Below are 11,928 nucleotides of genomic sequence, written 5' to 3'. Positions count from 1 at the left end.
AAAGTCTGATATAATATCACGGTTGATAAAATAACAATAAGCAATTAAATAAATAAGAAACGAGGTGGATTCGATGAAAGAAGGCATTCATCCAAATTACGGCAAATCAATAGTTAAGTGTGCATGTGGAAATACATTTGAAACAGGTTCTATCAAACCAGAATTAAAAGTGGAAATCTGTTCAGTTTGTCACCCATTTTTCACTGGAAAACAAAAACTAGTTGATGCTGGTGGACGTGTTGATCGATTTAATAAAAAATACGGCATTAAAAACGAGTCAGCAGAATAAAAAAGAAGTCGGTTCTTGTAACCGGCTTTTTTCTTGTTCAGTTATGCACGGTTTTTTTGTTTTATGTTGAGGTAGAAAAATGACCATCAGAGAGATTTTGGATTTTGGACGGCAGGCGCTGGCTCAGGCTGGAATCGAGCATCCCGGTTTTGAGGCAGAAATTCTACTGAGCAGAATTCTGGACACGGATCGGGTTTATTTTTATACCCACTCACACGAAGCGGTGGATTTAAAACAAGAAGCAACGTATCGTGAAGCAATAAAAAGACGTTGTCAATTAGAACCGGTCGCCTATATCCAGGAAAAAAAAGAATTTATGGGTATGGAATTTTTCGTCAATCGGGATGTTTTAATTCCCAGACCCGACACCGAACCGATGGTGGAGTACCTGCTTGAATATTTACAACTAAACTATCCAAAGGGTGCTAAAATTCTGGATCTGTGCACAGGCAGTGGGGCGATTGGCATTTCGATCAAAAAATATTTTAAACAGGCCGACGTCTGTCTTAGTGATTTTTCGGTGGCGGCACTGGCAGTGGCAAAGACGAATGCCGATCAATTGGCAGATGGGGAGCTGACCTTGTATCAGGGGGATCTCTTTGCGGCAATCCCGCACGGAGAAACCTTCCAGATAATTGTTTCGAATCCGCCGTACATCAGCCGGGCAGAGATGAATCATCTGGATCGGGGCATTCTTGACTATGAGCCCCATATGGCCTTGGATGGCGGCGAATCCGGCTTGGATTTTTATCGGCGGATCATTCGTGAGGCCCATTTGTTTTTAGAAAAAGATGGTCTTCTGGCACTGGAAATAGGGGATCATCAGGCTGATGATGTAATTGATTTACTAAAGAATAATGGATATCGGGAGATTCAAACCATAATGGATCTCAGCGGCCGGATCCGGTGTCTGACCGGAAAACTATCCATTTGATAATGAAGCGATAATAATAAATTGGGATGACGGTTCATAAAAATTGTGATAGAATAATAGTACTAAATTTAAAAAGTAAAAATTAACATATGCATATCGGAGGTTAACATGGTATCAGCAGGAGATTTTAAAAAAGGTGTAACGTTTGAAATGGATGGGAATACATTTACGATCATTGAATTCCAACACGTTAAACCAGGTAAAGGCGCCGCCTTTGTTCGAACAAAGATTCGAAATGTTATTACAGGAGCAGTGGTTGAAAAATCATTCAGCCCGACCGAACGCTATCCGAAAGCGCAGGTTGAAACCCGTGAGATGGAATATTTATATGAAGATGGTGGGCTATATTATTTCATGGATCTGGAATCCTATGAGCAGATTCCTTTAAACTTTAGTCAAGTTGAGGAAGCATTAAAATATTTAAAAGAAAACGATATTGCGACAGTGAAATCATTAAAAGGCGTGGCATTTTCGGTTGCAGCTCCCAATTTTGTCGAATTGGAAGTTGTAAAAACCGATCCTGGCTTTAAAGGTGATACCGCAACTGGCGCAAATAAGCCGGCAACTGTTGAAACAGGAGCCATTATCACCGTACCACTTTTCGTGGAACAAGGTGATAAGATTCGTATTGACACCCGTACGGGTGATTACATGGAAAGGGTATAAAATGAAGTTTATTAATGAAAAAGTCGCATACACCAAGGGGCTGGTTGATGGGCTGGAATTAGATCAGGCTTCCAACGAAGGTAAGGTTCTGGTACAGGTATTGGATATTCTTGAAGATATTGTTGATGCCCTGGATGGCATTACCGAAGCGCAGGAAGAACTGGAAGAATATGTGGAAATGGTTGACGATGATCTTTCTGAACTCGAAGAATTCATTCTCGATGAAGACTTCGGTGACGATGATGATTACGAATTTGATGAAGAGGAATATTACGAGATCATTTGTCCAGAGTGTGGCAATGTTTATATTACCGAATTTGAGTCGTTTGAAAATAACACCGTAGCGTGCCCGGACTGTGGTGCCCCATTTATCCTGAATGAAGAAATATCATGTTGTGGCGAGGATGGTTGCGATTGTCATCAGGAAATCTAAAGAACACAGGTAATTAAGATGAAACTAGAAATGAAAAACAATCAGGCTCCAAATGTCAAAGACGAAATGATCGCTTCGATTGTCAGCCTGGCGGCTACTGGCGTTAACGGTGTAGCGCGTATTTCATTAAGAATCACCGATGAAATCATGGATAAACTTTATCTTGCATCAACTATTAAAGGTGTCAAGATAGCCAGAGATCCGGAGGGGTTGCTGATTTGGGTTTACGTGATTACCGAACCAGGAGTCGACATTATCAAGGTTTCTAAAGCAATTCAGAAGAAAGTCAAGGTTGCGGTGGAATCCATGGCTGGTTTTCAGGTAGCTGCAATTAATGTCCGAATTGAAGGTTCTGGCATCTAGGGGCGAAAGCCCCTTTTTTACAATATTAGAATCAGAAGGAGAAGCGCATGAGTCGAAAAAAAGAACGGGAATATGCGTTAAAAGGGGTATTTCAATTAGATTTTCACCCGGAGCCAGGAGATTTTACCGAAAGTATTGCATATTTTTTAGAGGATAACGCATTGGATTTAACTTATGGAAAGTCCTTGATCGACACGACCGAAGCACATCTTCCGGAAATAGATGACCTTTTGGATGGCTATCTTAAAAGCACCTGGAAAATTGATCGTATTCCAAAGGTGGAAAAATCAATTTTGCGTCTGGCCATTTGTGAGTTGAAATATATGGACGAAAAAGTACCATTTGAAGTTGTCATTAATGAGGCGATAGAACTCACAAAAAAATTCGGAGATGAGGATGGAAAAAATTACGTGAATGGTATCTTAAATAAAATCGTTAAGGATGAACTCAATGAGTGCCCTTAGCCTTGGTATTGATACCAGTAATTATACAACTTCGGTTGCCTTAGTAGACGAAGATGAAAACATGATTTATAACAAGGGCATCCTATTGCAAGTGAAGTCAGGAGAAAGAGGGCTTCGTCAATCGGATGCCCTTTTTCAGCATGTCCACCATTTGCCGATACTACTTCAGGAGTTGCCCCGGGGCCGGGAAATCGAGATCATCTGTTATTCTGAGCGTCCCCGACCGCTGTCTGACTCCTACATGCCAGTTTTCCGTTCAGGAGAATCACTTGCGTGTTCGCTAGCTGGGGTATTGGGAATTAAACGACTGGCGGTGAGCCATCAGGAGAATCACATTCGGGCGGCCATTTATGGAAGCGGATCTCCGGATTTAGAGGCGACTTTTTGTGCGGTTCATTTTTCTGGCGGTACATCTGAAATTCTTCTGGTTGAAAAAAAGACGATCGGATATAATTGCGAAATTATTGCAACAACCCGGGATCTCAATGCCGGGCAATTGGTTGATCGGGTTGGGGTTCTGATGGGATGTGATTTTCCGGCGGGTAAGGCGCTGGAAGCACTGGCAAATCAGGTGAATCAGACATCCTTTGACAGCAATGTTTTTATTTCTTCAACCATGAAGGGTCTCGATTTTCACTTTTCCGGACAGGAAAATCAGGCCCGCCGACTTTTGGAGGCTGGCGTGGAACCGCCGGTAGTTGCTTATCTGGTGCTTAAAGCCATTGCCAAAACTTTGTCCAAGGCCATTGGCGGTTTGGAAAAAAAATATTCGTTTCAGTCGGTGCTTTTTTCTGGTGGTGTGATGTCCAATCAGATTATCAAAAAAATAGTCATTCACGAACTACAAGCGACCGGACTGAAGCTTTATTTTTCGCCTGGGGAATATTCCCGGGATAATGCCGCCGGCAATGCTCTGATGGGTATGGATTATTATAAATGTGCGAGGTACAGTCAGTGATGAAGACAAAAATTCTTAGCGTTTCTGAGGTTAATCAATATGTTAAAACGCTTTTGGAATCCAATAGTCTGCTAAAAAATCTGATGATTCAGGGCGAACTTTCCAATGTTAAGCGGGCGGCTTCGGGACATTTGTATTTTTCACTAAAGGATGCTGGCAGTAAAATTGATTGCGTGATGTTTAAAAATGCCGTTACGGGTCTTAAATTTTTGCCCAAAGAAGGTCAGAAGGTCACCCTTCGGGGGAGTCTGGGCGTGTATCAGCCCAGTGGTCAATACCAGATTACGGTACGTTCCATGGAACCCCAGGGATTGGGGGACTTGTTCCAGGCATACCTGGCATTAAAAGATGAGCTGGCCGCCAAAGGTTATTTTGATCGGGATCATAAAAAAAAGCTACCAGAAATAATCAGCCGGGTGGGTCTGGTGACATCACCGACGGGTGCGGCAGTCAAAGATATGATTTCAATTATTAAACGCCGAAATCCGCTGATGGATATTGTCATTTACCCCAGTCTGGTTCAGGGTGACGAAGCCGCCGGAACGATAATTAAAGGGATTCAAGCTTTCAATATGGCTCAGTCAGTGGACGTGATTATTATCGGCCGGGGTGGCGGTTCCATTGAAGATCTCTGGGCATTTAATGATGAACGACTGGCCAAAGTTATTTTTGAATCTGAGTTACCGGTTGTTTCAGCTGTAGGGCATGAAATTGATTATACGATTGCTGATTTTGTGGCTGATTTACGCGCACCTACCCCGTCTGGAGCAGCAGAATTGGTAGCGGAAGAAACCCTGAGTATGATTCAGAACCTGGTCGCTCAAAAAAAAAGGCTGATTCAGAGCATGGAAGCGACTATCGACAGAAATCGCCGACTGTTGCTGCAGAGTAGAAAAGAGCTATTGCGCTATCGACCGCAGGAACGCATCGAAGAAAGGCGTCTTTTTTTGGATATCATTAATGAACGGTTGGTTCGTGCGTTAACGGGGCGGCTTAAAAGTGAGCGACAGCAATTGATAAATCTTAAAACCCGTATTGAAGCTATGAGTCCGGTAAATGTACTTAAAAAAGGCTATGTTCGGATGACGGATGAACATGGTAGCCCCATTGCTTCGGTCACCGGCTTACAGATTGATCAGCTGGTAACGCTTTATTTAACGGATGGGCAGGCCGCAGCAAGGATTCAATCCACAAAGGAGAGGAACGAATGGCAGTAAAAAAACTGAAAAGCAAAATGAATCGTTTGGAGACCATTGCCGAACTTTTGGAAGACGATAATCAGGAAATTGAGGCAGCAATGAAATTGTTCGAAGAAGGAATGAAGCTTATTAATGAGTGCAGTGCAGATTTAGATACCCTGGAAGGAAGAATAACCATCATGATTGATGGCGAAGAAAAAGAATTCGAGGGGAGTGTCGAGGCATGAGTGGGTTTAAAATAAAGCTGATGGATCGGGTAGAAGGAATTAATGAGGAGCTTGAAAAAGTTTTTCAACAGAATCTCGATACGCCAGAAGTAATTATCGAAGCCATGAAATATAGCCTGTTTGCCGGAGGGAAACGACTGCGTCCGATTTTGATGATGGAAACCTGCCAGGCTCTTGAAGGGGATGTGGAGGTCATTAAGCCTTTGGCGATGGCGATTGAGATGATCCATACCTATTCGTTGATCCATGATGATTTGCCGGCCATGGACAATGATGATCTGAGACGGGGCAAGCCGACTAATCATAAGGTGTATGGAGATGCCATGGCCATTCTGGCTGGAGACGGGCTGTTGAATTATGCGGTTGAAACTATGCTTCAGGGTACCCAGGGACTTGAGGGAACAGATTTAACAAATTATCTCGGTGCCATGAAATGCATCATGGGTGCTTCCGGCATTTTAGGGATGATTGGCGGTCAGGTAGCTGATATCCTCAGTGAAGATAAGGTTATTGGGCTCGATGAAATGGACTATATTCATTTACACAAAACGGCGGCCTTGCTGGAAGCCTGTGTCCAGAGTGGCTGTATCATCGCTGGGGCAGAACCGGCCACCCAGGGACGACTCATCAGCTATAGTCATCGCATTGGATTGGCGTTTCAGATTGTTGATGACATTCTGGATATTGAAGGGAACGAAGCCGATCTGGGCAAACCCATTGGAAGTGACGAGAAAAATCATAAATCCACCTTTGTTTCCCTCTATGGGTTGGAAGCTTCAAAAATTAGGGTGGCTGAGTTGGAAGCGGAAGCCATTGAACTGCTTAAACCAATTGGTGAACGAACTGTTTTTCTCCAGGAATTGGCCAGCTATATCTGTCATCGCCGAAAATGAGAAATGCGTTTTTGGGATCGCACCGCAAGGTGTTGACAGTTGGCGAAAAGAAATACTAAAAGGAAACAGACCCATGAAAAGAGGAAAAATTGAAAGAACGTTTAGATAAATTATTGGTGAACCTGAATTATTTTGATACCCGGGAACGCGCTAAAAAAGCCATTATGGCCGGGTTAGTTCAGGTCAATGACCAGGTCAGGGACAAGGCTGGCGATCTGGTAGACACTGAGGCAATGATTCAGGTTAAAGGCAGCGATCTGCCTTATGTCAGTCGGGGTGGTTTAAAACTGGAAAAGGGACTGGCAGTTTTTGATCTGAAGGTGGCAGGAAACACCTTTATCGACATTGGCTCATCCACTGGAGGCTTTACCGATTGTCTGCTACAGAATGGTGCCGCAAAGGTATACGCAGTTGATGTCGGTTACGGACAGTTGGACTGGAAGTTGCGCACTGATTCCCGGGTTGTTTCAATGGAACGAACCAATTTTCGCTATTTGACAGCCGAAAATATTTCGGAACAGGTCGATGGTACGGTGATGGATGTCTCATTTATTTCGATAACCAAATTGATTCCGGCTATCAAATTGTTTATGAAACCCGAAGCTCGGGGGATCTGGCTGATTAAGCCGCAATTCGAAGCAGGTCGGGAAAGAATCGGAAAGAACGGTGTTATCCGGGATAAAAAAGTACATGAGTCGATTTTACTTGAAGTGATGACCGCCATCGAAAAGCAGGGCTTTTTAATTAAAGGTCTGGACTTTTCTCCGATACAGGGTCCGAAAGGAAATATTGAGTTTTTAGTTTTTGTTGAAAATACCGAGCCCGAAATTGAGGGAAACTGGGAATCACTCGTTCATCAAGTGGTAACCATCGCCCATGAAAGCTGCAAAAAAAAGAAAGAAACCCAGGACGAATAGGATGTGAATACGATTGGAAACTGAATTTAAAAACTTTAAGGAAATCGGCATTTATCTCAATATGGATAAGCCGGACAGCCCTGCCCTGGCAGAAAAATGCATCGGTTATTTGATCCAGCATGGCTTTAAAATAGCCCTGTTGGAAGGCCAGATAAAATATTCCCACGAATGTGTGATATATTATCCGAAAAACCTTTTTTACCGAAAACCGGATTGTATTCTGGTGTTGGGCGGAGATGGCACACTTTTGTTTGTCGCACGAAAAGTTTGTTTTTATTCGATACCAATTTTCGGCATTAACCTGGGTAAGTTGGGTTTTCTCACCGAAGGCGAGGCGGGTAATTATGAAGAGGCGCTAAAGAATTTAACATCTGGAGATTATTACATTGAAGAACGGATGATGTTAAGTTGCAGCATAAAAAAAGTAAATGAAAGTGCCTGCTTTTATATGGCTTTAAACGATGTGCTGGTTAAGAGTCGGGGCTTTCGAATGATGGATATTGAAGCTCGGGCTAACGGTTCGACCATTGACAAATTTCGGGCCGATGGGTTGATTATCGCTACTCCCACCGGATCTACCGGGTATTCTTTAGCTGCTGGAGGGCCAGTGGTGTCACCCCAGGCTAGAGTGATGATTCTTAACCCGATCTGTCCCCATCGACTTCATGACCGATCTTATATTCTACCGGAAGATGAAGTCATTAAGCTGGAATTCGGAGATCGTGAAAAAGACATCATGGTTACCTTTGATGGACAAACCACCGTTTCGATTTCACCTCAAGATGCGGTTAAGGTCAAAAAAGCTACCTACTACACCCGGCTGATTCGGCTCAACCAGATGAGCAGTTATGACCGGCTACGAGTCAAGTTTTCCAGTGAGTATTAAAATTTGATAGACAAAAATGATTAACATGACAACAGGCGACGATCTTACAAAGCTTTGGAGAAAGAAGGGAAAGACATGAAAGTATCGAGACAATTAAAAATTATTGAAATCATTGAAAATAATCTCATCGAAACTCAGGAAGAATTGGCCCAGGCATTGAAAGATGCCGGGTTTCCGGTAACCCAGGCCACCATTTCCCGAGATATTAAAGAATTGAAGCTAATTAAAGTGAGTAGTCACGATGGTATTCAGCACTATGCACCATTAAAGGACATTGGTACGATTTATAATGAACGGGTTACCGCGGTTTTCAAGGAATCGGTGCTTACGATTGACTATGTGGAAAATACCATTGTTCTGAGAACCCTGCCAGCCATGGCCCAGGCAGCGGCTTTGGCCATTGACTCAATGGATTGGGGTGAGATTGTCGGAACCATTGCCGGAGATGATACCATTTTTGTGTTGGTGCGCAATCGGGATATGGTAGGAGAAATTGTTGGGAAATTTAAAAAGTTAATGAAATAGGGAGGAACCGATGCTGAGAAATCTTGTTGTTAACGACTATGCACTGATTGATCATCTGGTGGTGGATTTTCATCCGGGCCTCAATGTGATCACGGGAGAAACCGGTGCCGGAAAATCCATTGTCATTGATGCTTTGACATTGGTTCTGGGTAACCGGGGTAATAAGACCAACATCCGTCAGGGTAAGAGCAAGATGACGGTACAGGGACTCTTTGATGTCAGTGAACAACCGGGTCTGATTCAAAAATGCGAAGCATATGGCATCCCCATGGAGGATGGTCAGTTGATTTTAATCCGGGAAATCGATGATCGGGGTCGTAATATTTGCCGTGCCAATGGTCTGATTATCACTGTCACCCAATTAAAAGCAATCGGTGATGAGCTCATTGATATTCACGGCCAGCATGAACATCAATCGTTGTTCAAAAGGGAGAATCATCGTCAGCTATTGGATGCCTTCGGAGGCGAAAAAAGTCGAAAATATAGGGAGCAGATAGCTGCTGGAGCAGGCGAGATCAAACGGATTCACGAGATGATTGCAGAATTGGAAACAAACGAACGTGAGCTGGAGCGGGAAAAAGAAGCCTTGCAGTTTGAAATCAATGAAATCGAAGCGGCGGCTCTTGTTGTTGGTGAAGATGAAGAGCTGGAAGGGGAAAAACGGATTCTGGAAAATCGGGAACGTCTTTTTACACATACGAGCAGAGCGTATGAATTGCTCAGAGGAGAAAACGTCGAACAGACCCCGATTCTTGATGCCCTTAGTCTGCTGGCAGCAAATATAACTGAAATTGTCAAAATAGACACGAGCTTTGAGGATCGTCTCGAGACGGTTAATGGCATTTTAGGTGAAGCAGAAAATCTCTCTTTTGAAATCCGTTCATATCTCGAGGATATGGAGTACAGTTTGGGTGATTTAGATGAGATTGAAACCCGACTGAGTGTCATTGCTAAGTTGAAACGGAAGTATGGTCATGATATTACCGAGATTCTTAACTATGCCAAAGAGATCAGTGTTCGTTTAAAAAACCTGTTGAATCGGGATGAAAATCTGCAAAAATATTATCAGGAATTAAGCGGTATTCAAGATAATTATAATAGGATCAGCAATAGTCTCTATCAATTACGTTTAAAAACCGCCAGTGCGTTGAAAAAAGCCCTCGAAAATGAGTTGGCGGAGTTGGCAATGGAAAAGACACAGGTTGAGATTTTGGTGGAACATGATCCTGAGCGGGTGAGTGCCCATGGTCAGGATCTGGTGGAATTTTTAATTTCGGTCAACCTGGGTCAGGCACCTAAACCGCTCGGGAAGGTGGCTTCAGGGGGAGAAATATCAAGAATCATGCTGAGTTTAAAAAGTATTTTCGGAAATCTTGATGCCATTGAAACGATGGTGTTTGATGAAATTGATACCGGGATCAGCGGTAGAACTGCCCAGGTGGTAGCCGAAAAAATTCAGGCCCTCAGTGTTACTCCACCCAGAGGCCGTCAAATTATTTGCATTACCCATCTGCCACAGATTGCAGCAATGTCCGACCAGCATTTTATGGTGCAAAAGCTTGCGCAAAATGGGGGGGTTGAGGTACGTTTTTTGCCTTTAGATGAAAAGGGTAAAAAAGAGGAACTTTCCCGGATGTTGGGCGGCGCAGAAGTAACCCAAAAAACCTGGGAACATGCCCAGGAAATGCTGGAATTAAGCCAAAAGATAAAAAAATCGAAAAAAAGCAAAGAAGACAAAATATTATCTTAACATTTGATTGGTTATTCGATAGAATAAAGATTGTTAAAAATATATTTATTTAAGGAGTTATAAATTGGAAAGAAAAGTACCCATCGGGTTATCTAACAAACACATTCATGTATCACAGGCAGATTTAGAGGTATTATTTGGCAAAGGCTACCAATTAACACCGATGAAAGATTTATCACAACCAGGTCAATTCGCCGCTGAAGAAAAAATTGATGTGGTTGGACCAAAAGGAACCTTAAAAGGAATTCGTATTTTAGGACCCGTTCGACCTGAAACTCAATTGGAAGTTTCTGTTGGCGATGGTTTCTGTTTAGGTATTCAAGCGCCACTGCGAAATTCCGGCGATATTGCTGATACACCTGGCGTTAAAATTGTCGGACCAGCTGGCGAAGTTGAAATTGCCAAAGGTGCCATCGTTGCAGCCCGACACATTCATATGAGTCCAGAAGAAGGTGCTGCATTTGGATTAAAAGATAAAGATGTCGTTTCGGTAAAATTAGATGGACCTCGAGGTTTGATTTTTGACAATGTCCTGGTACGGGTTCACCCAGAATTTAAATTGGACATGCATCTTGATGTTGAAGAAGGAAATGCTGCCGGAGCTAAAAACGGTCAATTGGCAACAATTCTTTAATTATGATTGCACCAAACCCAATCGCATTTACTGCATTCGGCTTTGAAGTCAGGTGGTATGGGGTTTTAATTGCCTCGGCATTACTGATCGGATTGTTCATCGCGATAAAACGGGCCCCCAAATATGGCCTTGACCCTGAGATCATTATGGATTTCTTTTTGTATATGACCCCAGCGGTGATCATCGGAGCCCGACTTTATTATGTTATCTTCAGTTATGACTATTATTTGGCTCATCCGGAAGAAATCATTGCGACCTGGCATGGTGGGTTGGCTATTCATGGTGGCATTATTGCAGGCATCATTGTGGCGCTTATCTTGTGTCGGGTTAAGAAGATCAGTTTTTTTGCGCTGGCAGATGTATTGATACCGGCGTTGCCCTTAGGTCAGGCGATTGGGCGCTGGGGAAATTATTTCAATCAGGAAGCCTATGGTTCGCAAACCGATTTGCCGTGGGCCATTACGGTCAATGATGCTGCCCTGGGTATCATCAGGGTACACCCGACCTTTCTGTATGAATCGGTCTGGAATCTGCTGGTATTTGGTTTTATCTTTTTTTATGAAGATAAAATTAAAAAGGTCGATGGCGAATTACTTTTTGTCTATCTTGGCCTGTATTCCATCGGCCGTTTTTTCATTGAAGGTCTGAGAACCGACAGCTTGATGTTTATGGGGCTGAGAACAGCTCAACTGATCAGTTTGGCATTGGTGGCAGTAAGCATTGGCGGGCTTTGGTATTTGCGCAAAAATGAAGATCGCTTTGCGAATTCAATGATAAGAAAAAAATAATC

General features: G+C 43.1%; 16 protein-coding genes. All 16 read left to right on the top strand.

Annotation, left to right across the window (positions count from 1 at the left end; all coding sequences use genetic code 11):
• The first annotated feature begins 73 nt into the window (after positions 1-73).
• The 16 genes from rpmE to lgt all read left to right on the top strand — a co-directional run bounded on the left by rpmE (position 74) and on the right by lgt (position 11,926).
• Positions 74-289, top strand: coding sequence for a 50S ribosomal protein L31 (gene rpmE, locus Q7P33_RS05540; RefSeq protein ID WP_070370503.1), 216 nt, complete (start codon positions 74-76; stop codon positions 287-289).
• 79 nt (positions 290-368) lie between these two features.
• Positions 369-1,223 carry a peptide chain release factor N(5)-glutamine methyltransferase gene (gene prmC, locus Q7P33_RS05535; RefSeq protein WP_303868228.1) on the top strand — a complete coding sequence of 285 codons (855 nt, stop codon included), beginning with the start codon at positions 369-371 and terminating at the stop codon, positions 1,221-1,223.
• A gap of 108 nt (positions 1,224-1,331) precedes the next feature.
• On the top strand, positions 1,332-1,889 hold the full coding sequence (gene efp, locus Q7P33_RS05530) for an elongation factor P (protein WP_303868224.1): 558 nt from the start codon (positions 1,332-1,334) through the stop codon (positions 1,887-1,889).
• A gap of 1 nt (position 1,890) precedes the next feature.
• Positions 1,891-2,322 carry a CD1247 N-terminal domain-containing protein gene (locus tag Q7P33_RS05525; protein ID WP_303868222.1) on the top strand — a complete coding sequence of 144 codons (432 nt, stop codon included), beginning with the start codon at positions 1,891-1,893 and terminating at the stop codon, positions 2,320-2,322.
• Between the two features lie 18 nt (positions 2,323-2,340).
• On the top strand, positions 2,341-2,685 hold the full coding sequence (locus tag Q7P33_RS05520) for an Asp23/Gls24 family envelope stress response protein (protein WP_303868220.1): 345 nt from the start codon (positions 2,341-2,343) through the stop codon (positions 2,683-2,685).
• Positions 2,686-2,732: 47 nt separating this feature from the next.
• Positions 2,733-3,149, top strand: a complete 417-nt coding sequence (gene nusB / locus Q7P33_RS05515) for a transcription antitermination factor NusB (protein WP_303868219.1) — start codon at positions 2,733-2,735, stop codon at positions 3,147-3,149.
• The gene (locus Q7P33_RS05510; RefSeq protein WP_303868217.1) at positions 3,136-4,107 is read left to right on the top strand and encodes a peptidase M22; all 972 of its coding nucleotides are present in this window, start codon (positions 3,136-3,138) and stop codon (positions 4,105-4,107) included. The genes nusB and Q7P33_RS05510 overlap by 14 nt, the downstream gene beginning before the upstream one ends.
• A complete protein-coding gene (xseA, locus tag Q7P33_RS05505) occupies positions 4,107-5,324 on the top strand; it encodes an exodeoxyribonuclease VII large subunit (protein ID WP_303868214.1) in 1,218 nt (405 codons plus the stop codon). The genes Q7P33_RS05510 and xseA overlap by 1 nt, the downstream gene beginning before the upstream one ends.
• Positions 5,315-5,533 (top strand): exodeoxyribonuclease VII small subunit, encoded by a 219-nt coding sequence (gene xseB, locus Q7P33_RS05500; RefSeq protein ID WP_303868212.1) that lies wholly within the window; start codon positions 5,315-5,317, stop codon positions 5,531-5,533. The genes xseA and xseB overlap by 10 nt, the downstream gene beginning before the upstream one ends.
• Complete coding sequence (locus Q7P33_RS05495) at positions 5,530-6,426, top strand: polyprenyl synthetase family protein (protein WP_303868211.1); 897 nt, start codon at positions 5,530-5,532, stop codon at positions 6,424-6,426. The genes xseB and Q7P33_RS05495 overlap by 4 nt, the downstream gene beginning before the upstream one ends.
• An 89-nt stretch (positions 6,427-6,515) precedes the next feature.
• The gene (locus tag Q7P33_RS05490) at positions 6,516-7,343 is read left to right on the top strand and encodes a TlyA family RNA methyltransferase (RefSeq protein WP_303868209.1); all 828 of its coding nucleotides are present in this window, start codon (positions 6,516-6,518) and stop codon (positions 7,341-7,343) included.
• A 13-nt stretch (positions 7,344-7,356) separates the two neighbouring features.
• Positions 7,357-8,229: an NAD(+)/NADH kinase gene (locus tag Q7P33_RS05485; RefSeq protein WP_303868207.1), complete on the top strand. Its 873-nt coding sequence runs from the start codon at positions 7,357-7,359 to the stop codon at positions 8,227-8,229.
• Between the two features lie 75 nt (positions 8,230-8,304).
• On the top strand, positions 8,305-8,754 hold the full coding sequence (locus tag Q7P33_RS05480) for an arginine repressor (RefSeq protein ID WP_303868204.1): 450 nt from the start codon (positions 8,305-8,307) through the stop codon (positions 8,752-8,754).
• 10 nt (positions 8,755-8,764) lie between these two features.
• On the top strand, positions 8,765-10,504 hold the full coding sequence (recN, locus tag Q7P33_RS05475; RefSeq protein ID WP_303868199.1) for a DNA repair protein RecN: 1,740 nt from the start codon (positions 8,765-8,767) through the stop codon (positions 10,502-10,504).
• A gap of 64 nt (positions 10,505-10,568) precedes the next feature.
• Positions 10,569-11,138: a phosphate propanoyltransferase gene (pduL, locus tag Q7P33_RS05470; RefSeq protein WP_303868196.1), complete on the top strand. Its 570-nt coding sequence runs from the start codon at positions 10,569-10,571 to the stop codon at positions 11,136-11,138.
• Between the two features lie 2 nt (positions 11,139-11,140).
• Positions 11,141-11,926 carry a prolipoprotein diacylglyceryl transferase gene (gene lgt, locus Q7P33_RS05465; protein ID WP_303868194.1) on the top strand — a complete coding sequence of 262 codons (786 nt, stop codon included), beginning with the start codon at positions 11,141-11,143 and terminating at the stop codon, positions 11,924-11,926.
• Positions 11,927-11,928 lie beyond the last annotated feature (2 nt).

The organism is Acetobacterium wieringae (genome assembly GCF_026646375.1).
Lineage (GTDB): Bacteria > Bacillota > Clostridia > Eubacteriales > Eubacteriaceae > Acetobacterium > Acetobacterium wieringae_A.
The sequence above is the reverse complement of the archived record's forward strand: the minus strand, read 5'-3'. Positions and strand labels throughout refer to the sequence as shown.